This window comes from Enterobacter sp. ZOR0014 (assembly GCF_000798855.1).
Taxonomy (GTDB): Bacteria; Pseudomonadota; Gammaproteobacteria; order Enterobacterales; family Enterobacteriaceae; genus Enterobacter; species Enterobacter kobei.
The window spans coordinates 1-23,146 of record NZ_JTLF01000337.1 but is presented as its reverse complement, the minus strand read 5'-3'; the positions used below and the strand labels follow the sequence as shown (position 1 = coordinate 23,146).

Here is a 23,146-nt window from a genome sequence, read left to right as displayed (position 1 = left end):
TTTTACTATTGCTTGTTTACATTTACGGGAAGTAATCCTGTAGTTTTGGACAATAAAAAACCCAATACATTCTTCTGATGAATGTATTGGGCTGGCTTGTATTAAATTTTACTTAGATTAAGTATCAGAACGCGGTCTTACAAAAGCCCGTCATCTCTTTCAGGCCCATTTCACGGCCAAGCTCGGTCATCGGGTGCACGACCACCAGGCCACGGACGCTTTTCTTCAGCTTGCCCATGTCAGCCTGTTCTTTTTTGGTGATTGCGCGGCGGTGTGGCATGTTCATCAGCTTCTGCGCTTCGTTGCTCAGCTTCTGGCCTTTTACTTCGCGCAGGCGCTCGATCTCTGCCTCCAGCTTCGCGGTCTCTTTCTCCAGCTCGGCGTACTTCTCGGCTGAATCGACCAGTGACAGACCCGCCATCTGGTGACGGATCAGATCCAGGCGGTCGCTCAGGCGTTTAATTTCGTTCTTTTCGACTTCTTTCATGACAAATAACTCTGAAAACGGGGAATTTACAGGGAAGGATACACCAATGTGAGCAGGCTTACTTCTGAAACGCTTTTTTTAAGCTGATCCGGGAAATCAGCTCAGTCAGGGAAAGGACCATCGTGGAGCGGACAACCTGCTGATAACGTAGCTTTTGCATCGCGTATAGCTCAGGGTCGCTGCTGTCGAAATGAGGGGCAGGGGGCAGCGCGGCCACGCAGTGCAGCTCGCCGAAGGGCCCCAGGATCTCATCATCGGTAAAGGCGTATTCGTTACCGTCATGATTGAGCTCCTCACGTAGCGCCATTAACAGCTCTGCATCTTCGTACTCTTGCCGGTTCAGCACGCCAAGACCGTAAATCAGCTTCAGACGCACCGATAAATCGCCCAGCGGTCCATCTCCGTCCAGTAACGGTTCTACAGCATATTTTACCGCGTAGTCGTCTTTGCGAAACACCTGAAGCACCAGGATATTTACCGCCTCGGTTAACAGCTCGACGGCGGCAATCAGGAAGCTTCGTACGGTTTTGCCAGCATTCAGACGCTCAAGCACACGATTTTCAAAGGCCTGGGTTTGTTCCATTATTGCCTGCATATCTGACAATCTGTTATCTGGGCGCAGGCTAACCTGCGCCACACTGTGCATCATTTGGTTGCGTTGTATGCGTTAACCGCCTCCACAACCACGTCGCTATTGGCGTCCAGACCGGAAATCTGCGCCAGCGCAGCCTGCGCGCCTTTGTCATCAATCAGCTGAGCCAGCTCGATCGCCTGCGGGTCCTGATCGCTGCGGTAGTGCATTGCAGCGGCAATCCCTTTCACCAGGTTGGCATGCGGCAGACCGTATTCCAGCGTGCCGAGCAGCGGCTTAATCAGACGGTCGCCTGCACTCAGCTTACGCAGCGGTTGACGTCCCACGCGCTCAACATCATCTTTCAGATACGGGTTTTCAAAGCGACCGAGGATTTTCTGGATGTAGGCTGCGTGTTTATCAGCATCAAAACCGTAGCGTTTGATCAGCACCGCGCCGCTCTCTTCCATGGCCCCTTTTACCACCGCGCGGATTTTCTCATCGAGGATCGCATCGCGAATGGTCTGATGACCGGCCAATTTTCCGAGGTACGCGGTTATAGCATGCCCGGTGTTCAGCGTGAAGAGTTTGCGTTCGACAAATGCCATCAGGTTATCGGTTAATTCCATTCCCGGAATGGTCGGCAGCGCACCTTTAAACTGAGTTTTATCGACGATCCACTCGCTGAAGGTTTCCACGGTCACTTCCAGCGGGTCGTGGGTGGCGGATGCTGACGGCGGAACGATGCGGTCCACGGCGGAATCCACAAACCCAACGTGCGCGTCGACCCAGGCTTTATCCTCGTCAGCCACGGCCGCCATGACATGGCCTTTCAACTGTGTGGTGCCGCGTACCATGTTTTCACAAGCGATGATGTTCAGCGGGGTGTCGATGCCCTGCGCTTTACGTTTTGCCAGGCCTTTAGCCACCGCCGGGGCGATACGCTCCAGAACCACCGGACCTACCGCCGTGGTGATAAGGTCAACGCTGGCAATCAGGTCGATTACGTCGTCGCCAATGCTGCTGACCGCGTTCACGCCTGAGACGGTATCGACCTGCTCGTTTTCGCCCACCACATGGACCTGATAGCTATGACGGGCATTCAGGGCATCCAGAACCACCTGATTCACATCGGCGAACGTCAGCGTAATGCCCGCGTCTGCCAGCAGTTTGCCGATAAAACCACGACCGATGTTACCTGCGCCAAAATGTAATGCTTTCATAGTGTTAACCTTCATCAATGTTTTTACCCGAGAGGGCTGGGGTGAGGAGCTTTCTCCCCCTCACCCTAGCCCTCTCCCCGGGGGGAGAGGGAAGAGGCGCTGTTATTTGTTCAGCAGTGCCAGAACTTCTTCAACGCTGGTGGTTTTGGCCAGACGCTCGATAACGGACTCATCGTCCAGGGCGTTGGTCAGGCTGGTGATCACCTGGATATGCTCGTTGTTGCGAGCGGCGATACCAATCACCAGGCGGGCGATGTCATCTTCTTCTTCACCGAAGCGTACGCCATCAGGATACTGACAGAACACCACACCGGTTTTCAGCACGCGGTCTTTCGCCTCAACGGTACCGTGTGGAACCGCGATGGATTCACCGAGATAGGTTGGGGTCAGTTTTTCGCGCTCCAGCATCGCATCGACATATTCAGGCTGAACGTAACCGCCTTTTACCAGCTGTTCACCGGCAAAGCGAATCGCTTCTTCTTTAGTAGCCGCGGTACGGCCGAGGAAGATGTTCTCCGCACCCAGTTTAAACAGGTGGGCATTACTCTCGTCAAAGCTATCCTGCAGGCTGGTGCGCACTTTCACTTCGTTATCTTCATGACGCTGCGCGGCAACCAGACGTTCGGTCAGGCTGGTGTACAGGCCGCTGTCGAGGAAGTTAGTCAACGAAATGTGCTGTGCCTGCGGTACCTGACGCATGGCGCGTTCGGTCAGATCGCGGTGGGTGATCACCAGGTCAACGTCCGGCGGCAGACTGTTAATTGCGCTGTTGGTCACGGAGATGTTGGTCAGGCCCGCATCCTGTACTTTCTTACGCAGCACGCCGGCACCCATTGCGCTGGAGCCCATACCGGCATCACAAGCAACGATGATTTTACGCACGTGGCTCAGGTCGTTAGAGACATCGCCAGCCGCCAGCGGGGTCGCGCCTTTGGATTCCGCTTTCATGTCGTGCATACGGCGGGTTGCCGCTTCGATATCGTCATCTTCTTTCACTTTGCTGGTTTTCAGCAGGATAGAAGAAACCACGAAGGAGACCGCCATGGCCGCACAGATAGCCGCGATGTTAGCGAAGTAGGCACCTTTCGGGGTCATCGCCAGCACGGCCAGGATAGAGCCTGGAGAAGCAGGAGAGACCAGACCGCCGCCCAGCACGCTCAGGGTGAACACGCCGGTCATACCGCCGAGGATAACGGCCAGGATCAGGCGTGGGTTCATCAGCACGTATGGGAAGTAAATTTCGTGGATACCGCCCAGGAAGTGGATGATAGCCGCACCGCCAGCAGACTGCTTAGCGCTGCCGCGACCAAAGAACATGTATGCCAGCAGAACGCCCATACCCGGACCTGGGTTCGCTTCAATCAGGAAGAAGATGGACTTGCCGAGATCGTGAGACTGCTGAATACCCAGCGGCGAGAAGATACCGTGGTTGATGGCGTTATTAAGGAACAGAATTTTCGCCGGTTCAACGAAGATAGACGCCAGCGGCAGCATGTCGTGCGCCACCATAAAGTTAACGCCTGCCGCCAGAATTTTGGACAGCACTTCAACCGCAGGACCAATGCCGAGGAACGCCAGAATCGCGAGGATCATCCCGATGATGCCCGCAGAGAAGTTGTTCACCAGCATTTCGAAGCCGGATTTGATCTTACCATCTACCCAGACGTCGAATTTCTTAATCGCCCAGCCGCCCAGAGGACCGGCAATCATGGCACCGAGGAACATCGGCATATCCGCACCGACGATAACACCCATTGTGGTGATGGCACCCACAACGCCACCACGGTCACCGCCTACCAGACGACCACCGGTGAAACCGATCAGCAGCGGCAGGAGGTAAGTAATCATAGGGCCAACAAGTTTCGCCAGCGTTTCGTTAGGCAACCACCCTGTCGGAATGAACAATGCGGTGATAATACCCCACGCGATAAACGCGCCGATATTTGGCATCACCATGTTGCTGAGGAAACGACCAAAGCTTTGAACTTTGATCTTGAAATCGGATGACATAAAACACCCCTTCTTATGTTTACGCTTAGGCTTGCGGCCCGAGGTTTATCGTTAATGTGCGGCGGCAGAGGTAGCCGGGCCCTGTTCTGATGCTGTGAAATCTGGCACTGAATCGTTCAACTGTCCAGACAGTGAAAATTTGTGTGACATATGTCACGTAAATGTAGGGGATGTGGCATTCAATGACGTGATCCGAATCACAAAATTAGTGGGTAAAAAAAATACGATGGCGAAAAACAAAGCAAAAACCACGCGTTTCTGTGATTGTGATCTCATTTTTGTTTTGTGGGTTTGTTTCTGGATTGTGACTGATTTCACAAAATATTTTTATGCAGATTTCTCTGGCTGTGATCGGCGGCAAACTCTGCTTTGCGAATTGGCGTCAGGATAGTCTTGAGTGACACGTAAAGCTAAAAAACCACTTTTCATGTGTGGTATGGCGAAAAGTTAAAAGGTGGATTACGCTCATAATGTAAGGTTAAGTATATTATTATTCAGGTTATATTTTGACACGTTTATAAACTTGCATGGAGATATTATAAAAACCGATACTCCCCGGCTCTGAAATAACCAGTGTGCCTTTTAAATTTAAAAATAAATTAATTAGGCTGCGTGCTGTTTTATTCGTTTAATGAGTTGACGTTGTTTAAGTGAGGAAAATATGTTTCTCAACTATTTTGCGTTGGGCGTATTGATTTTTGTATTTCTGGTGCTTTTTTACGGGATTATCGCTATTCATGATATCCCTTATAATATGGCTAAAAAACGTAATCATCCCCATGCCGATGCGATTCATACGGCAGGCTGGATTAGCCTGTTCACCCTCCATGCCATCTGGCCGTTTCTGTGGATTTGGGCCACGCTCTACCGTGAAGATCGCGGTTGGGGCATGCAGAACCACATTACAAAGCCAGATGAGGTGCCAGGCATGGATGCGCTGTCCAAACGCGTAGCCGAATTAGAACAAAAGCTGGCGGCGGTACAGCCCACTGCCGATCAGAACACGCTGGAGCGCTAATCATGGATCTGTTGATTATTTTGACCTATGTGGCATTTGCCTGGGCGATCTTTAAAATATTCCGCATTCCGGTAAATCAGTGGACGCTCGCCACCGCAACGTTGGGTGGGGTATTTATTGTTGCCGGACTGATTCTGTTAATGAACTATAACCATCCGTATACCTTTACGGCGCAAAAAGCGGTTATTTCCATTCCGATTACACCGCAGGTGACGGGCGTGGTCACCGAAGTGACTGATAAAAACAACCAGCTCATTAAAAAAGGCGAAGTGTTATTTAAACTTGATCCGGGCCGCTACCAGGCGCGGGTCGACAGACTCAAGGCCGATCTGGTCACCGCAACCCACAATATCGATAGCCTGAAAGCGCAGCTTGCAGAAGCCGTCGCTAATACCACGCGCGTCTCGGCAGAGCGTGACCGCCTGTATAAAGATTATCAGCGTTACCTGAAAGGCAGCCGGGCGAAGGTGAACCCGTTTTCTGAAAGCGATATCGACAACGCGCGGCAGAACTATCTGGCGCAGGATGCGCTGGTGAAAGGTTCTGTGGCTGAACAGACGCAGATTCAAAGTCAGTTAGACAGCATGGTGAACGGTGAACAGTCGCAGATTGCTTCATTACGCGCCCAGCTTGCCGAAGCGAAATACAATCTCGATCAGACCGTGGTGCGCGCGCCGAGCAACGGCTATATCACCCAGGTGCTGATCCGTCCGGGGACCTATGCCGCCGCGTTACCTCTGCGTCCGGTCATGGTCTTTATTCCGGAACAGAAACGTCAGATTGTGGCGCAGTTCCGCCAGAACTCGCTGCTGCGTCTTAAGCCGGGTGATGAAGCGGAAGTGGTGTTTAATGCGCTGCCGGGCCAGGTATTTACCGGGAAACTCACCAGCGTCCTGCCGGTGGTGCCGGGAGGGTCGTACCAGGCGCAGGGGGCGTTGCAGGCATTGACCGTCACACCGGGCACGGATGGCGTACAGGCGCTGATTGAACTGGAGCCTAACGCCGACGTCGATGCGCTACCAGACGGTATCTATGCCCAGGTGGCGGTCTATTCAGACCATTTCGCCCACGTCTCGGTAATGCGTAAAGTGTTGCTGCGCATGACCAGCTGGATGCACTACCTCTACCTCGATCATTAATCCCGCCAGGGCAGGAATGCGACATCCATACCTGCCCTTTTTTCATCCCGTGATCCATACTGACCTTTTTCCGGCATCAAGGATCAGGCAATGAAACTCATCGGTAGCTACACCAGTCCCTTCGTGCGAAAAATCTCGATTCTCCTGCTGGAGAAAGGGATGACATTCGAATTCGTCAATGAACAGCCCTACAACGCTGAAAACGGCGTCGCGCAGTACAACCCGCTGGGAAAAGTTCCGGCGCTGGTGACGGACGAGGGTGAATACTGGTTCGACTCCCCGATTATTGCGGAGTATATCGAGCTGTTGGGCGTGGCCCCGGCCATGCTGCCGGCTGACCCAAAAGCGGCGCTGGCGGTGAAGCAGATTGAAGCCCTGGCCGACGGCATTATGGATGCGGCGCTGACTTCCGTGCGTGAGCAGGCAAGGCCTGCCGCACAGCAGTCAGAAAACGAACTGCTGCGCCAGCGGGAAAAAATCAACCGCAGTCTGGATATGTGCGAACAGCTCATCCGGGAGGGAAAAATTCACACCGACAGCCTGAACCTGGCCACCATCGCCATTGCCTGCGCCATCGGGTATCTCAATTTCCGCCGCGTGTCCCCCGGCTGGTGCGTTGACCGACCGTTGCTGGTGAAGCTGGCTGAAACGCTCTTTAGCCGCGAGAGCTTTGCCCGTACCGAACCGCCAAAGGCTTGACGCGGGTTATAACACTTCGCTGCAGGAGGCGGTACAATCTCTCCACATGTTAACTCCCTCTCCCGTCGGGAGGGGGGAAGATATTTACTCGCCAGGCGCTTTCATGACTACTCATCATTCGCTCTACAGCCAGATCCCCGCTACCGATCGTCTTCTTCGCGAACCTCGCATTCATGCTGTTGTGGAGCGTTTCGGCCATACCGCGACGGTTGAGATGTTACGCCTGCTTCAGGACGAAGCCCGATGCGCCATTCAGGCAGAAAATAGCTTGCCCGACTGGTGTAGCGCGTGGGAGCTGGAAGTGGAACATCGGCTGGACAAGAACGCGCAAAGCGCATTACGCCCGGTGATCAACCTTACCGGTACCGTGCTGCACACCAACCTGGGCCGCGCGCAGCAGGCGGAAGAGGCCGTAGCTGCGGTCGGGCAGGCCATGCGAACGCCGGTGACGCTGGAGTACGATCTGGACGGCGCAGGACGCGGGCATCGCGATCGTGCCCTGGCGGATCTGCTGTGCCAGCTGACCGGTGCAGAAGATGCCTGCATTGTGAATAACAACGCCGCAGCGGTGCTGCTAATGCTGGCGGCCACCGCCAGTGGCAAAGAGGTGGTGGTATCCCGCGGCGAGCTGGTGGAAATTGGCGGGGCGTTTCGCATTCCGGACGTGATGCGCCAGGCGGGCTGCACGCTGCATGAGGTCGGTACCACCAACCGTACCCATGCGAAAGATTATCGCGCAGCGGTGAATGAAAATACCGCCCTGCTGATGAAGGTTCACACCAGCAATTATCAGATTGAAGGCTTCACCAAAACGGTTGATGAGGCCGAGCTGGCGGAGATTGGGCGCGAACTGAATATCCCGGTGATTGCCGATCTCGGCAGCGGTTCGCTGGTGGACCTGAGCCAGTACGGCTTGCCAAAAGAACCGATGCCGCAAGAGATGATTGCGGCGGGCGTCAGCCTGGTGAGTTTTTCCGGCGACAAACTGCTGGGCGGGCCGCAGGCCGGAATTATCGTCGGCAAACGCGAGCTGATTGCCCGGCTGCAGCAGCATCCGCTCAAGCGCGCCCTGCGAGCCGATAAAATGACCCTTGCCGCGCTGGATGCGACGCTGCGGCTCTATCTCCATCCGGAGAAGCTGGCCGACCGCCTGCCTGTGCTGCGTCTCTTAACCCGTGATGCCGCCTCGATTCGTGCGCAGGCCGAGTTATTGCTGCCGCGCATCGCCCCGCACTACCCTGATTTTGACGTTCGGATTGAGCCCTGCCAGTCGCAGATTGGCAGCGGTTCGCTGCCGGTGGACAGACTGCCGAGCGAAGCGCTCACGTTTACCCCGCGTGACGGGCGCGGCAGCTACCTGGAGGCCCTGTCGTTACGCTGGCGCGCCATGCCTGTGCCGGTTATCGGGCGGATTTACGATGGACGAATGTGGCTGGATCTGCGCTGCCTTGATGATGAAGAGCGATTTCTGGAGATGTTGTTGAAATGATTATTGCCACCGCCGGTCATGTCGACCACGGAAAAACGACGTTGCTGCAGGCGATTACTGGCATAAACGCCGATCGTCTGCCGGAAGAGAAAAAGCGCGGCATGACTATCGACCTGGGCTATGCCTACTGGCCCCAGCCAGACGGCCGCGTGCTGGGTTTTATTGATGTACCTGGGCACGAGAAGTTTCTGTCTAACATGCTGGCGGGGGTGGGGGGTATCGATCATGCCCTGCTGGTCGTGGCCTGCGATGACGGCGTGATGGCGCAAACCCGCGAGCATCTGGCAATCCTCCAGCTGACCGGCAACCCGCAGCTGACCGTAGCGCTGACGAAAGCTGACCGCGTGGATGACGCGCGCGTCGGCGAGGTGCGCGAAGGGGTGCAGGCCACCTTACGGGAGTATGGCTTTGCCGATGCGCCGATTTTTGTCACCGTGGCCACCGAAGGCCGCGGCATCGACGAACTTCGTCACCATTTGCAGCAACTGACGTCACGTGACCGCGTAAGTCATCATCGCTTCCGTCTGGCGATTGATCGGGCATTTACCGTAAAAGGGGCGGGCCTGGTGGTCACCGGTACCGCGTTGAGCGGTGAAGTGAAGGTGGGCGATAGCCTGTGGCTGACGGGCGTTAACAAACCGATGCGCGTGCGCGGCTTACATGCACAGAACCAGCCCGCAGAGCAGGCGCATGCCGGGCAGCGGATCGCGCTGAATATTGCCGGAGATGCGGAAAAAGAGCAGCTTAACCGCGGCGACTGGCTGCTGGCCGATGCTCCGCCAGAGCCGTCTGAACGCGTGATTGTCTCTCTGCAGACGAATGTGCCGCTGACTCAGTGGCAGCCGCTGCATATTCACCACGCGGCCAGCCATATCACCGGACGCGTGTCGCTGCTGGAAAACGATCTTGCTGAACTGGTTTTCGATTCACCGCTCTGGCTTGCAGACAACGACCGTCTGGTTCTGCGGGATATCTCCGCGCGGGAAACGCTGGCCGGGGCACGGGTGGTGGCGCTTAACTCGCCGCGACGCGGCAAGCGTAAACCGGAATATCTGCAATGGCTGGCCGCGCTGGCACAGGCCCCTGATGATAACGCCGCGCTGCGGGTGCATCTCGATCGCGGTGCAGTGAACCTGGGTGATTTTGCCTGGGCACGCCAGCTGAGCAGGGAAGGATTAGACCCGCTGACCCGGCAGCCGGGCTTTATTCAGGCCGGTAATAGCCTGTTGAATGCCCCGGTTGCCGCACGCTGGCAGCGCAAAATACTCACCACTCTCGCGACGTATCATGAACAGCATCAGGATGAGCCTGGTCCGGGGCGTGAGCGTCTGCGCCGCATGGCGCTGCCGATGGAAGACGATGCGCTGGTGCTGCTGCTGATTGAAAACATGCGCGAAAGCGGGGTGATTAAAAGCCACCACGGCTGGCTGCACCTGCCGGATCACAAAGCCGGATTCACCGCAGAGCAGGAGGTTATCTGGGAGAAAGTGGCTTCGCTGTTTGGTGATGAGCCGTGGTGGGTTCGCGATCTGGCGCGCGAAACGAACACCGACGAGCAGGCGATGCGTCAGGTATTACGCCACGCGGCGCAGCAGGGGCTGATAGTTGCGATCGTGAAAGATCGTTATTACCGTAACGATCGCATTGTGGCGTTTGCTAACCTGATCCGCGAGCTGGATCAGGCGCGCGGCTCTACCTGTGCAGCCGATTTTCGCGATCGGCTGAACGTAGGGCGCAAGCTGGCGATTCAGATCCTGGAATATTTCAATCGTATTGGGTTTACGCGTCGCCGCGGTAACGACCATGTTCTGCGAGATTCGTTATTATTTCCTGAAACTCCGTGACCCCCGTCGTAAACACCGTTACCGGTTGGCGAGAAAATCGCCAGCCGGGACTACCCTTGTTGTACACCAACAGCAAGGAGACGGTCATGACAAACAATCCTCCCTCTTCGCGTATCCAGCCTGGCGAGTATGGTTTTCCCCTCAAGCTAAAGCCTCGTTATGACAACTTTATTGGCGGCGACTGGGTGGCCCCCGTCGACGGCGAATACTATTCCAACCTGACCCCCGTTACCGGCCAGCCGCTGTGTGAAATAGCCAGCTCCGGCAAGCGCGATATCGATCTGGCGCTGGATGCGGCGCACAACGCGAAAGACAAATGGGGGCATACCTCCGTTCAGGATCGGGCGGCCATTCTGTTCAAAATCGCTGACCGGATGGAGCAGAATCTGGAACTGCTGGCGACGGCAGAAACCTGGGATAACGGCAAGCCGATCCGGGAAACGATGGCGGCAGACGTGCCGCTGGCCATTGACCACTTCCGCTATTTTGCCTCCTGTATTCGCGCTCAGGAGGGCGGAATCAGCGAGGTCGACAGCGACACCGTGGCGTATCACTTCCACGAACCGCTGGGCGTGGTAGGGCAAATTATTCCGTGGAACTTCCCGCTGCTGATGGCGAGCTGGAAAATGGCGCCCGCGCTGGCAGCAGGCAACTGCATTGTGCTCAAACCGGCGCGACTGACCCCGCTTTCGGTTCTGTTGCTGATGGAAATCGTTGGCGATCTCCTGCCGCCGGGCGTGATTAACGTGGTGAACGGTGCGGGTGGCGAGATAGGGGAGTATCTGGCTACGTCTAAACGTATCGCCAAAGTGGCGTTTACCGGGTCGACGGAAGTGGGCCAGCAGATCATGCAGTACGCCACGCAGAACATCATTCCGGTGACGCTTGAGCTCGGGGGAAAATCCCCGAACATCTTCTTTGCAGACGTGATGGAAGAAGAGGATGCCTTCTTCGATAAAGCCCTGGAAGGGTTTGCGCTGTTTGCGTTTAACCAGGGTGAAGTCTGTACCTGCCCGAGTCGCGCGCTGGTGCAGGAGTCTATCTATGAACGTTTCATGGAGCGCGCCATTCGCCGCGTCGAATCTATCCGCAGCGGGAACCCGCTTGATAACGTCACGCAGATGGGGGCGCAGGTCTCACATGGACAGCTGGAGACCATCCTCAACTACATTGATATCGGCAAGAAAGAGGGCGCAGATATCCTGACCGGCGGCCGCCGTAAGGTACTTGGTGGCGATCTGCAGGACGGGTATTACCTTGAGCCGACGATCCTGTTTGGCAAGAACAACATGCGCGTCTTCCAGGAGGAGATTTTCGGACCGGTGCTGGCGGTGACCACCTTCAAAACGATGGAGGAGGCACTGGAGATTGCCAACGACACGCCGTATGGCCTGGGGGCGGGCGTCTGGAGCCGCAACGGAAATCTGGCCTATAAAATGGGCCGGGGCATTCAGGCCGGGCGCGTCTGGACCAACTGCTATCACGCCTATCCGGCACACGCCGCATTTGGGGGTTATAAGCAATCCGGCATCGGGCGTGAAACCCACAAGATGATGCTGGAGCATTACCAGCAGACGAAATGTTTGCTGGTCAGCTACTCCGATAAGCCGCTGGGCCTGTTCTAGTCGCCCTGCTCAGGCCGTCCCTGGGCGGCCTGAGCAATTTGCTGGCGCAGGCAATTGAGGACGCCATCAAGGACGTACTGCACACGCCAGGGCTGGTATTCACGTTTGCGGAATATCGCGGTCAGATCGAGCCACCACTCTTCCTGATGCGGGAAGCAGGGAACCAGCATGCCTTGCGCTAATTCTTTTTTCAGGCTCTCTTTAGGTGCGAATACGATGCCAAGGTTATTTCTTGCCAGCTCCAGCGCCGTCTGCGTGTTGTCGCAAATATAATTTCCGGTCACCCTGTAATCTTGCACGTTATCACTACCATGGGTACGAAAACGCCAGATATTTGCATCGTCGACCAGCATGGAATCGATCAGAATACATGAGTGATTAATTAAATCGTCAGGTCCGGCTAACGGATGATTATTTAAATATTCCTGAGTGGCGAATGCCGTAACGGAATATTTTGTTAATACGCTGGCGACCAGACTTCCATCTTTTGGTTGTGCATAGGTAATTAAAATATCGCAGTCATCCGGGAAGGAAACGCCTTCTGAAAATTCATTGCGGTCCAGGTTGTACGTTTTCAGGGAGATACGAATGTCGCCGATGTCTTTTATCTGATGGATGACATGGCGCGCGAGGTAGGTGACAATTCCCGTGGGCGCGTAAAGGGTCACTTTGCCCCGCTTTTCATGCTTATAATCGGCAATGAAATTCACGAGCTGATCGTTTTTGTCCAGCGAAGCGTCAATATAGGGAAGTAACGCTTCACCAAACTGGGTAAGTGCAAGCTGACGGGTCGTGCGCTCAAAAACCTTTAGTCCAACCCGCGCTTCAAAATCAGAGAGATATTTACTGACGTTAGCCTGCGCCATACCCAACAGGGCAGCAGCATCACCAATGCTGTGAGTGGCGGCGATGACGGAGATTATTTTTAATTCGCGTGGTTTTAGTTGTAATTTACTCATCATGCGCACCCATCTATATCATTATATATATAATATTATATAAACCGCAGCGTTGCATTGGCAAATTTGTAACCATTATTATTCGCCCCGCTTGTTTGGCGTTTAAATGGATTACTTTGATGACTATTAAATACAATTTACTTATCGCTGCCACGTTATTTGCAGCCACGTCTGCAATGGCCGGTGACTTTTCAATAGGGGCGGGGGCTGTATTTAATGAGTCTCCTTATAAGGGGTATAACGAAAATACCACTGCGGTGCCGTTAATCAGTTACGAAAGCGATCGTTTTTATGTGCGCCAGACCACGGGCGGCTGGATCCTGTGGAAAGACGCAAAAAATGAACTCAGCCTGACCGCATCATGGATGCCGCTGCATTTTGATCCCGATGACAATGACGACCATCAGATGAAACAGCTTGATGAGCGTAAGGCGTCCGCTTTCCTCGGTGGCGCGTACTATCACCATGAAAGCTGGGGTTCTTTGAAAGTGGCGGTCTCTGGCGATGCCACGGATGAAAGCGGCGGCATGATTGGAGAAGTCTCCTACTTTCGACCCATCAGGATGGAACGTCTGACCCTGACGCCATCTGTGGGTGTTTTTTATACCGACGAAAGCTATAACGACTACTACTACGGCGTATCCGGCAACGAGTCTCGCCGCTCAGGTCTGAAGCAATACACCGCCGGTGACAGCTGGACGCCATACGTTGGCCTGGCGGCTAAATATCAGTTAACCCAGAAGCTGTACCTTAACGCCAGCGCGGTCTACACCGTGTTGCCTGACGACGTGAAGAATAGCCCGATGATCGACCGCGACGACAGCTTCGTGCTGATGACCGGGCTGACCTGGCGCTTCTGATACGTTAAAGCCGGTTTACTCCCTCTCCCCGTGGGTGTGTACAGTCCGGGGGGAGGGCAACAGACCGCAAATATTCAGCCTTCATCCACCCATATCCGCATCTCCCCTTCTCCCCGGTTTGCCCAACTGAACCAGGGAATAAAGGTCAGCGTCTGGGGCTGACGCTGTACCGGCGAGCGATCGTACTGCCACAGCGCATCCGTATCCTTCACGTGATAACCGCGCCCCTCCGCCTGTATCAACATTTTGTGCGCGAAAATGCCTTTGCCTTCAAATACCCGGAACGCACTGTTTTCAGGCAAAGAGAGGTTATGCAGATTTGCGCCGTTATCAGCTTCTTCCAGACAGTAAACCAGGGGCCCGCGCTGAAGCGCAACTTTACCTGCCTGCTGGCGCACCTGCGGGTTACCGTACACGCGGCGAACCGGCATAGGGAGTGTCAGAGTCAGCGTGTCGCCCTCATGCCAGCAACGGTTGAGGTAAAGATATCCACGAACGACCTCCCCGGTGACGCGTTCACCATTCAGCGAAACAGCCGGTTCGGCGCACCAGTCCGGCAGCCGCAGGGCCAGCGTGTGAGTCACCGGAACAGGCGAGGTTATTTCGATGGTCACCTGATCCTGCCACGGATAGTTACCGCTAATACGTAGCCGGAGTGTGTTTTCATCAATCTGTATGGCGACATCGTTCCCCACATACAGGTTGATCAACAGGGCATCCGGGCGAACGGTATAAATGTAATGTCCCAGTGAGGTCAACACGCGGGCGATATTCGGCGGACAGCAGGCGCAGCCGAACCATCGCTGGCGGACGGGCTTCACGTGATCGTAGATATGGTTGAACGCCAGCGTTTTCGGATGTACCTCCAGCGGGTTCACATAGAAGAAGTGTTTTCCGTCCAGCGCCATGCCGCCGAGTACCGTGTTGTATAACGCGCGCTCCATCACGTCGGCGTAGTGGCTGTCTGCCTCCATCTCGAGCATCCGGCGGGCAAACATCATCAGGCCAATGGAGGCGCAGCTTTCCGCGTACACCGTATCGTTGGGCAGATCGTAATCGCTGCTGAATGCCTCGCCGCTACTTTGCGAGCCAATCCCGCCGGTAATGTACAGCTGGCGCTGCGCCATGTTATTCCACAGCCGCAGGCAGTCCTGGCGTTTACCTTCGTCGCCGCTCAGGCGCGCCAGATGCGCCATGCCCGCCATCAGGTAGACAAAGCGTACCGCATGGCCGATGGCCGTTTGTTGTTCAGCAAGAGGTTGATGTGCCTGGCTGTAGGCTTTGTCCTTGACCATCCACGCAGGTCCATAGGTATTCCAGTATGACGTTTTGCCACGCTTCTCGTACTCGATATCGTAGAAGTGAGGCTGGGTGCCGCGTTCCTCAATAAAGTATTTCACCAGATTGAGGTAGCGTGGTTCCTCCGTGACGTCGTACAGCCGCATCAGCGCCAGCTCGATTTCCGGGTGGCCAGGATAACCGTGCAGCTGCGTTTCGCCAGGACCAAACACGCTGTCGATATGGTCTGCCAGCCTGCACACCACATCCAGCAGGTTGCGTTTACCGGTTCCCTGAAACCAGGCCACGCCAGCCTCAATCATATGCCCGGCGCAGTACAGCTCGTGGCATTCGGCCAGATTGGTCCAGCGCGCCTCGGGGGCCTTAACCGTAAAGTACGTATTGAGATAGCCATCTTCACACTGTGCTGCGGCAATCAGTTCAATGACCTCGTCGGCGGTTTTTTCCAGTTCAGCATCCGGTTTCTGGCATAGCGACCACGCCACGGCCTCCAGCCATTTCGCCACGTCGCTGTCCTGAAACACCATCCCGTAGAATTCACCCTCTTCCAGACCCGCGGCAATGCGGAAGTTGGTAATGGCGTGGCTGGGTTCAGCCTCTGCCACGCGATCGTTCAGCGCATCCCACTGGTAGGGGATCACCACATCACGGACCAGTCGTTGATACTGCCCGAGAAACGGGTCATTGATTTTCAGTTGGTGCAGATCGGGTTCCATTACGGACATCGTATTCTCCTCAGGAAGGGACATGACGCTGGCGCAGATCGGTGGCAATGCGCGACATCAGTGGATTGTTAAGCCTGCACCAGCGGATAGTGACCGCCAGCAGCAGATGGAAAAGGGCAGGCAGCAGTGTCTCCATGGCGGTGATGCCCTGTAACGAGGCTGGCGTCTGGTTACCCATGCCCGGCTGATAGGCTACGGTGATAAACACCAGGCTGATGATCCCGGCGCTGGATGCCCATGCGAGCTTGATGAAAAACAGGTTGAAGGCGAAGTTCATGCCCGATGAGCGCACGCCGTTTTTCCATTCACCGTAGTCATCGGCAAAAGCCATCAGCGAGAAGTGCAGTGGCAGGGTAAAACCGAGGATCACGCCGTTGCTTAAAATAATCACCAGCCAGAGCGTCTGGTGCGCCGGGCCTCCCGGCAGAAACCACATGCCCACCGCAAGCGCAGCGAGCACCAGGTTGGTGTAGTAGTAGAGTTTGACGGTATCAATACGGCGCGACAGCGGATTGACGATCACCGCACCCAGAATGGCCGCAAAAGTCACCATCGTGAAAAACAGCGAGGTATAGGCCGTGCTGCCCTGCAGGACGTAGGTGATGAAGTACATGTATCCGCCGCCGCGAATGTTGAAAACGTTGATCAGCAGAAACGACATCACCAGCATCAGGAGCAGTTGATCGTTTTTACGCAGGCCCGCAAGGTGCTCGCGTAAGGTGAATTTACCCATCAGCGCCAGCGGAACGCGCTCGCGAACCCAGAAGAAGCAGCAGAGAAACATCACCACGGCGATAGCACACAGGACGCCGACGCCAAGCTGATAACCCTTTGCGGCATCGCCCTGACCGAGCTCCGCGACCAGCCATGGCAATCCCACAGAGACCAGAAATCCCGCCACGCCGCACAGCACAAAGCGCCATGACTGGCAGGCGATCACCTCGTTGTGTCGGGTAGTCATGGTGTTAATCAGCGCGCAGTAGGGCACGTTAATGGCGGTATAACCAACGGACAACAGCAAATAGGTACCAAACGCCCAGGCGATTTTCACCCCCATGCTGGCTTCCGGTACGGTGAACGTCAGCACGCCAATAACCCCGATGGGGAGCGCCACCCATAGCTGCCAGGGACGAAAACGTCCCCAGCGGCTCTGCGTGCGGTCAGCAATCACGCCCATCACCGGATCGGAGATGGCATCAAACACACGAAGAGCAATAAATAGCGTGCCCACGAGCGCGGGAGTGAGGCCAAAGACATCGGTATAGAAAAAGGTCAGGAAATTCATGATCAGGCAGGTAATTACCGTCCCGCCCGCATCACCCAGGCCATAGCCAATTTTTTCACGGACGGACAGCCGGTCATCTGCCGCCCCTTGTGTCACGTCTGATTCAGTAATCGGTGTGGAAGTCATGAAGTAACTCCTCGATGAACGAATTTATTATCGTATTTATGCAAGGTACCCATTTATTCTGCATTGAACGGCAAGGCCAACAAGGGAAGGGAAAAGTATAAAAAGGTGACGATTCCGACCTGATGAAGAAAATGTGATTCCGATCGGACAGTTATTCAGATAGTAGTTAATAATCAATGCGTAAATTGAATATTGATGGCAATAAAAGCGGAATGGTGAATATCCATGCTCGAATTATCCATAGCGCTTCCGATTAAGGTCCAAAATGGCGGGCTATTTATTTCCCGGGGTGTGGGGCGCCATCCTGCGCGGAAATTAACATCGTGGGAGATTATTTTTGTCGAAAAAGGGACATTAACGATCCAGGAAGAAAATACGGTGTTTGAGGTGCGTGCAGGGGAGACGTTACTGCTTTGGCCTGACAGGCGACACGTGGGCGTAGGCGAATTCCCTGTCGATCTTAAATTTTACTGGCTGCATTTTGAGATTGAACATTATCCCCCTTCACAACCCAATCTGGCGATAGAACAGCATTGTCGCGTGAGGGACGCCCAGTCTGTCATTTCTCTTTTCCGCCAGTTCTTAAGCGAGCAGGAGAAATTACAGCGAACCATGGCGCTTGAAATCATTTTACTGCTGATCTTACAGCAAATTTCCCGTCCTTCCGGATATGAAGACAGCGCCAATGAAGCCGGTGCGGCCATGGCGTGGAAGGCGAAACAGCTTATTCGCACACAGTTTCATTTACCGCTTTCAACGTCGCTACTGGCAAAAGAACTGCACTGCAATGCGGATTATCTCGGGCGAGTATTTCGCCGGACATTTCATTTAACCCTGACGGAGGCCATTCATCGCCAGCGTGTCCGGGCGGCAGAAAAATTACTGCTCAACGAGGCCGCATCATTAACCGAAGTAGCGACACGCTGCGGTTTTAATGATGTGGGCTATTTTCGACAGATTTTTTCTAAGCACACCGGTCTAACGCCCGCCGTCTGGAAACGGCGGTACTGTAAAGAGCATATTAATTCTGGTTGACCTGCCTCGGGGTCGCCAGATTATGCCCGCTGTGCAGCATCATCTGGCGTAACGCGTCACTGACCGTCTTCGCGCCAGGCTTTTTCGATTTCTTCGGCGAGAATTTTGACACCCGCTTCAATTTTTTCCGGATCGGGCACGTAGTTCATACGCATGCACTGGTGCGTGTGCGGCCACGGCTTATCCAGACCCGGGAAGAAGTAATCACCCGGCACCATCAACACACCGCGTTTTTTCAGACGCTGGTAGAGCAGTTCGGTGGTGATCGGCAGGTCCTTAAACCACAGCCAGAGGAAAATCGCCCCCTCAGGTTTGTGGATCAGGCAGCGCTCTTCCGGCAGGTAGCGGCGAATCGTCGCGATGGTTTCCTGAACGCGCTGATAATAAAACGGCTTGATAACCTCGTTAGACAGACGCAGCAGGTCGTTGCGCTTAATCATTTCACACATCATTGCCGGACCGATGCCGCCCGGTGAAAGGCTGATAATGCCGTTCATATTGGTAATGGCGGTGATGATTTTCTCGTTGGCGATGATAATGCCGCAGCGGCTACCCGGCAGGCCCAGCTTAGAGAGGCTCATACACAGAACGATATTCGGGTTCCACAGCGGACGCGCTTCGCTGAAGATAATGCCCGGGAACGGCACGCCGTAGGCGTTATCGATCACCAGCGGAATGCCGTGCTGATTTGCCAGCGCATCCAGCTTCATCAGCTCGTCGTCGGTAATGACGTTGCCCGTCGGGTTAGTCGGACGGGAGACGCAGATCATGCCCGTCTCTTCACCGATATGCAGATGTTCAAAATCGACGTGATATTTGAACTGGCCTTCCGGCAGCAGCTCAATGTTAGGGCGTGCGGAGACGAACAGATCCTCTTCCAGACCGGAATCGGCATAGCCGATATATTCCGGGGCCAGCGGGAACAGCACTTTTTTGGTCGTGCCGTCGGCGCGACGTCCAGCGAACAGGTTAAACAAGTAGAAAAACGCGCTCTGGCTGCCGTTTGTTAGTGCAATATTCTGTGGTTCGATATCCCAGCCCAGCTCGTCACGCAGCATTCCAGCGAGGAGCGCCAGCAGTTCAGTTTTGCCCTGAGGACCGTCGTAATTGCAGAGCGCATCGGTCGCTTTGCCGTTTTCCAGCATCTTAGCGAGCAGCGTCTGGAAATAGGTATTCATCTCCGGAATTTGAGCCGGGTTTCCGCCGCCGAGCATGATTGCGCCCGGTGTGCGCAGCCCGTCGTTGAGGTCCTCCATCAGGCGAGTAATGCCTGAATGGCGGGTGAATTTGTCGCCGAAAAGTGAAAACGTCATAGCAGGTGATCTGTCGAGCTTATTTTGAAAGTGGGTAACCATAACGCTAGCACCGTGTTGGTGCAAATCGGGTGGTGTGGTCGGATTTGTTGTTTTATGTGGCGGGTAAGGATTTATTCAGTGAATTGTTCTGGCGGTTTTTTCTCCCTTAACCCCGGCCCTCTCCCCTGTGGAGAGAGGGTTAGGGTGAGGGGGGGGATTATTGATTACCAGCCCATACCACCATGACTTTATCGCCCTTGTGCTCGCGCACAAAGCCATACCCTTCTTTCAGCGACAGCGTGGTTTGCTTGCCTTCGCCGATCGCCGGGTGACGGGCGCGGAACTGACCCAGCATTTGCCAGTGGGCGACGGTTGACGCCTGCGTGCCCGTGACATCCTGCCAGTTCATATCCGAACGGGTGCCCTGAAGCGGGTCGGAGCCCGTCGGGCCGAACGGACGTTCGGATTCATCCCCGTAATAGATTTGTACGCTGCCCGGTGCCAGCAGGAGCAGCTCAGCCGCGCGCTGACCACCTTCGCGGAACAGGCGTGTGTCATGGGAGGAGAGGTAGCTCAGAACGTTGAAGCTTTGCAGCTTTTCGGCCATCTGCTGCCACGTCAGGTCGATATCGGCCAGGCAGTTCACCGCCTTTGCCGCCTGCTCCTGATAATCAAAGTTAATCATCGCATCGAAACCGTGGCGGTAATAATCACTCTGCATCACCCCGTGACCCCAGGATTCCCCGGTCATCCAGAACGGTGCGTTGTCGAGCTTTTTGTCCGGGTTCGCCCCTTTCCAGGCCGCCAGTGCCTGGCTTGTCTGATCTTTTAGCTGCTGCCAGGCCGCAAGCTCGACGTGCTTCGCGGTATCGACCCGAAAACCGTCGATGCCGTAGTCTCGTACCCACTGGCTGAGCCAGTGAGTCAGATAGTCGCGCGGGGTATATCCCGGGATGGCCTTCGCGTGGGTATCGGGTTTGTGCTGATAAAAATTGGGTAACCCGGAAGGGACGGTGGATTCCGTTTTCAGGTCGGGCAGGAACGCCAGCGACATCGTCAAATCATCAAAGCCAGGGTTGTCGTAATCACCGATGTCGGTACGGATCCATTTCTTGCCCCACCATTTTTCCCATGCGGCTTTGTCGCTGAAGTTAATGTAGTCATTGAAGCTGTGCCAGGTTTGGCCTGCACCTGGCTTCCAGTCGGTCCAGTGTTCACCCAGCGTTTTTTTCAGCTCATCACCCTGTAAATACAGCGCGCCAAACTGATACGCCTGCATGTCTGCTAGCGTCGCGTAGCCCGTGTGGTTCATGACGATATCGAACAGGATGCGGATACCACGCTTGTGTGCTTCATCGACAAGATGGCGCAAATCTTCTTCGGTACCCATGTTGGCATCAAGCTTTGTCCAGTCCTGGGTGTAATAGCCATGATACGCATAGTGAGGGAAATCCCCTTTGGTCCCCCCGCCTACCCAGCCGTGGATCTGCTCAAGCGGAGAGCTTATCCAGAGCGCATTCACCCCCAGTTGCTGTAAATAATCGAGCTTGCTGGCAAGTCCCTTGAGGTCGCCACCGTGGAAGGTGCCAATCTCCTGCATGCCGTCTTTATGGCGGCCATAGCTGTTGTCGTTGCTCGGGTCACCGTTCACATAGCGGTCGGTCAGGACAAAATAGACGGTGGCGTTCTGCCAGCTAAACGGTGCGGGTTTATCCGTTTCGGCGCGCTCAAGCAGCAGCAGGCCATTACTGCCAGCGGCGGGCTGCAGGGTAATGTTTCCGTTCTGTACCGTCGCGGTCTGTTTGCTGTAGAAATCACGCACTACTGTCCCTTCCGGGAAAGTATCGCTAACGTTCAGCGTCAGCGGTTTACCATCCCACTTCGGACACTGGCGGATAGCGGTTGCCACCGGTTGTTCTGCTGCACTCTGAATTGTCAGCAGCAGTGTGGGCGTGCCGGAGCGAGTATCAATCCGCATCTGATATTCACCGTCGCGGAAAAGGCGCCACTGCGGCGGCGTGCCATCGCAGGGTTTGAGCGACAGCATCTCATTGAGTTTTATCGCCTCTGATGGCTGCCAGCACGTCTTGTCAAAACTCAGCGTAAGAGGACGCGTACCCTTCGCAAGCTTTGCCTGGCTGGTGAAAATCCCGGTGCCTTCGGCGCTAAAACTCTTAAACCCCGGTGATGACCAGTCAGCGTGTGCCAGTGCGGGTAGCATCAGAAAAGCCAGAGCGGTGCGTTTCATTCCATTTTCCTGTCGCGGCATTTTTAACCAGTTTGCCATCAGGCGGAGGGTAAAAACTCATCCTCCAGCGCTTTCTGCCAGGAGGACGTGTGAGGATGAGTGATCCCGCGCTAAATTAGGCAGTTATCTGCGATATCGCGCACAAATTTTCAGGAGTGCTGTTTTTATAAGCAAGTTTCAGGTGACATAGTTTCGGATTTGGACTATTTCTATACGTGCTCTTGAAGTCTATTTTTGATATGATTTGAGATTCCGCTCTCAAATTTGTGAAAAAAATAAGGTGTTAGGATGATGACATCCGACCAGGAGACCTAATGATATCGACTCCCATTCGACGATATGGGGCTGCGATACTCATGTTACTCACCATGGCATTTTCAGGTGAGGTGCTTGCGAAGACGCACACGGATACAACGAGTAAGAAAGCCCACGTAATAAAGACGACAAGTAGTAAGGTTAGCAGTAAACAAGAGTATTCTCGCAATAGTGCAAAGAGTAGTTCACTTCCTGATTTGCGAAAATACCCTTCCGGGACACCAAGGAAAAAAGCGTTTCTCCGGACGGTAATGCCTTACATCACGAGTCAAAATGCCGCGATTACTGCGGATCGTAACTGGCTGATTTCCAAACAGTACGATAGCCGCTGGTCGCCTTCAGAACGCGCGCGTCTGAAAGATATCACGAAGCGCTACAAGCTGAGCTGGAACGGTAACACCCGTCGTGTGCCGTGGAATGCTCTCCTTGAACGTGTCGATATCATCCCGAATAGCATGGTTGCGACCATGGCGGCAGCCGAAAGCGGCTGGGGGACTTCAAAGCTGGCGCGTAATAACAACAATCTTTTCGGTATGAAGTGTGTGAAAGGTCGTTGTAATAATGCGCCTGGCAAGGTGAAAGGCTATTCTCAGTTTGAATCAGTTAAAGATTCCGTGGGTGCCTATGTGGTCAATCTGAACACGCACCCGGCCTACTCATCCTTCCGTAAATCACGTGCTCAGTTGCGTAAAGCGGATCAGGAAGTGACGGCCAGTACGATGATCCACAAGCTGAAGGGTTATTCGACGAAGGGACAGAGCTATAACAACTATCTGTTCGCGATGTACCAGGATAACCAGCGCTTAATCGCCGCCCATATGTAATCACTAAAAACGCCTTCTAAATGAAGTAATGCCAGTCAGTTAAGCAACTGACTGGCCCTTTTTCGGGGCT

The 23,146-nt window shown here is 54.6% G+C and carries 18 protein-coding genes; 9 read left to right on the top strand and 9 right to left on the bottom strand.

The window, feature by feature from the left end; genetic code table 11:
* Positions 1 to 124: 124 nt before the first annotated feature.
* The 4 genes from L977_RS19395 to L977_RS19380 form a co-directional block, all read right to left on the bottom strand.
* A complete protein-coding gene (locus tag L977_RS19395; protein ID WP_014882015.1) occupies positions 125 to 487 on the bottom strand; it encodes a YibL family ribosome-associated protein in 363 nt (120 codons plus the stop codon).
* A 58-nt stretch (positions 488 to 545) separates the two neighbouring features.
* Positions 546 to 1,136, bottom strand: coding sequence for a mannitol operon repressor MtlR (gene mtlR / locus L977_RS19390; protein WP_023331737.1), 591 nt, complete (start codon positions 1,134 to 1,136; stop codon positions 546 to 548).
* Positions 1,133 to 2,281 (bottom strand): mannitol-1-phosphate 5-dehydrogenase, encoded by a 1,149-nt coding sequence (gene mtlD / locus L977_RS19385; RefSeq protein ID WP_014882017.1) that lies wholly within the window; start codon positions 2,279 to 2,281, stop codon positions 1,133 to 1,135. The genes mtlR and mtlD overlap by 4 nt, the downstream gene beginning before the upstream one ends.
* Positions 2,282 to 2,383: 102 nt before the next feature.
* Positions 2,384 to 4,291 (bottom strand): PTS mannitol transporter subunit IICBA, encoded by a 1,908-nt coding sequence (locus tag L977_RS19380; protein ID WP_014882018.1) that lies wholly within the window; start codon positions 4,289 to 4,291, stop codon positions 2,384 to 2,386.
* A gap of 661 nt (positions 4,292 to 4,952) precedes the next feature.
* Between L977_RS19380 and L977_RS19375 the strand changes: the two genes are divergently transcribed.
* From L977_RS19375 to aldB, 6 genes are all read left to right on the top strand, one after another.
* A complete protein-coding gene (locus L977_RS19375) occupies positions 4,953 to 5,309 on the top strand; it encodes a DUF3302 domain-containing protein (RefSeq protein ID WP_014882019.1) in 357 nt (118 codons plus the stop codon).
* 2 nt (positions 5,310 to 5,311) lie between these two features.
* Positions 5,312 to 6,448: an HlyD family secretion protein gene (locus L977_RS19370; protein WP_014882020.1), complete on the top strand. Its 1,137-nt coding sequence runs from the start codon at positions 5,312 to 5,314 to the stop codon at positions 6,446 to 6,448.
* A 90-nt stretch (positions 6,449 to 6,538) separates the two neighbouring features.
* Entirely contained in the window at positions 6,539 to 7,147 is a 609-nt protein-coding gene (locus tag L977_RS19365; protein ID WP_014882021.1) for a glutathione S-transferase, read from the top strand.
* Positions 7,148 to 7,250: 103 nt separating this feature from the next.
* Complete coding sequence (gene selA / locus L977_RS19360; RefSeq protein ID WP_047626650.1) at positions 7,251 to 8,636, top strand: L-seryl-tRNA(Sec) selenium transferase; 1,386 nt, start codon at positions 7,251 to 7,253, stop codon at positions 8,634 to 8,636.
* Complete coding sequence (selB, locus tag L977_RS19355; RefSeq protein ID WP_047626649.1) at positions 8,633 to 10,480, top strand: selenocysteine-specific translation elongation factor; 1,848 nt, start codon at positions 8,633 to 8,635, stop codon at positions 10,478 to 10,480. The genes selA and selB overlap by 4 nt, the downstream gene beginning before the upstream one ends.
* Before the next feature lie 86 nt (positions 10,481 to 10,566).
* Positions 10,567 to 12,105, top strand: coding sequence for an aldehyde dehydrogenase AldB (gene aldB, locus L977_RS19350; protein ID WP_014882024.1), 1,539 nt, complete (start codon positions 10,567 to 10,569; stop codon positions 12,103 to 12,105).
* On the opposite strand, the gene L977_RS19345 is transcribed toward aldB, so the two are convergent.
* Positions 12,102 to 13,067 carry a LysR family transcriptional regulator gene (locus tag L977_RS19345; protein ID WP_059361794.1) on the bottom strand — a complete coding sequence of 322 codons (966 nt, stop codon included), beginning with the start codon at positions 13,065 to 13,067 and terminating at the stop codon, positions 12,102 to 12,104. The genes aldB and L977_RS19345 overlap by 4 nt on opposite strands.
* A gap of 116 nt (positions 13,068 to 13,183) precedes the next feature.
* Here L977_RS19345 and L977_RS19340 point away from each other — a divergent pair, with 116 nt between their 5' ends.
* Positions 13,184 to 13,924, top strand: coding sequence for a MipA/OmpV family protein (locus L977_RS19340; RefSeq protein ID WP_014882026.1), 741 nt, complete (start codon positions 13,184 to 13,186; stop codon positions 13,922 to 13,924).
* A 74-nt stretch (positions 13,925 to 13,998) separates the two neighbouring features.
* Here the strand turns inward: L977_RS19340 and L977_RS19335 are convergent, their stop codons facing one another.
* Together L977_RS19335 and L977_RS19330 are read right to left on the bottom strand one after the other, a co-directional pair.
* Positions 13,999 to 15,948, bottom strand: a complete 1,950-nt coding sequence (locus tag L977_RS19335) for a glycoside hydrolase family 127 protein (RefSeq protein ID WP_047626648.1) — start codon at positions 15,946 to 15,948, stop codon at positions 13,999 to 14,001.
* A gap of 10 nt (positions 15,949 to 15,958) precedes the next feature.
* Complete coding sequence (locus L977_RS19330; protein ID WP_023336562.1) at positions 15,959 to 17,359, bottom strand: MFS transporter; 1,401 nt, start codon at positions 17,357 to 17,359, stop codon at positions 15,959 to 15,961.
* A gap of 225 nt (positions 17,360 to 17,584) precedes the next feature.
* Here L977_RS19330 and L977_RS19325 point away from each other — a divergent pair, with 225 nt between their 5' ends.
* On the top strand, positions 17,585 to 18,394 hold the full coding sequence (locus tag L977_RS19325) for an AraC family transcriptional regulator (RefSeq protein ID WP_023338910.1): 810 nt from the start codon (positions 17,585 to 17,587) through the stop codon (positions 18,392 to 18,394).
* Positions 18,395 to 18,450: 56 nt separating this feature from the next.
* Here the strand turns inward: L977_RS19325 and avtA are convergent, their stop codons facing one another.
* The gene (gene avtA / locus L977_RS19320) at positions 18,451 to 19,707 is read right to left on the bottom strand and encodes a valine--pyruvate transaminase (protein ID WP_047626647.1); all 1,257 of its coding nucleotides are present in this window, start codon (positions 19,705 to 19,707) and stop codon (positions 18,451 to 18,453) included.
* Between the two features lie 199 nt (positions 19,708 to 19,906).
* Entirely contained in the window at positions 19,907 to 21,937 is a 2,031-nt protein-coding gene (locus L977_RS19315; RefSeq protein WP_023336564.1) for an alpha-amylase, read from the bottom strand.
* A 314-nt stretch (positions 21,938 to 22,251) separates the two neighbouring features.
* On the opposite strand from L977_RS19315, the gene L977_RS19310 reads away from it, so the two are divergent.
* Positions 22,252 to 23,076 carry a protein bax gene (locus L977_RS19310; RefSeq protein WP_014882032.1) on the top strand — a complete coding sequence of 275 codons (825 nt, stop codon included), beginning with the start codon at positions 22,252 to 22,254 and terminating at the stop codon, positions 23,074 to 23,076.
* The last annotated feature ends 70 nt before the right edge of the window (positions 23,077 to 23,146 follow it).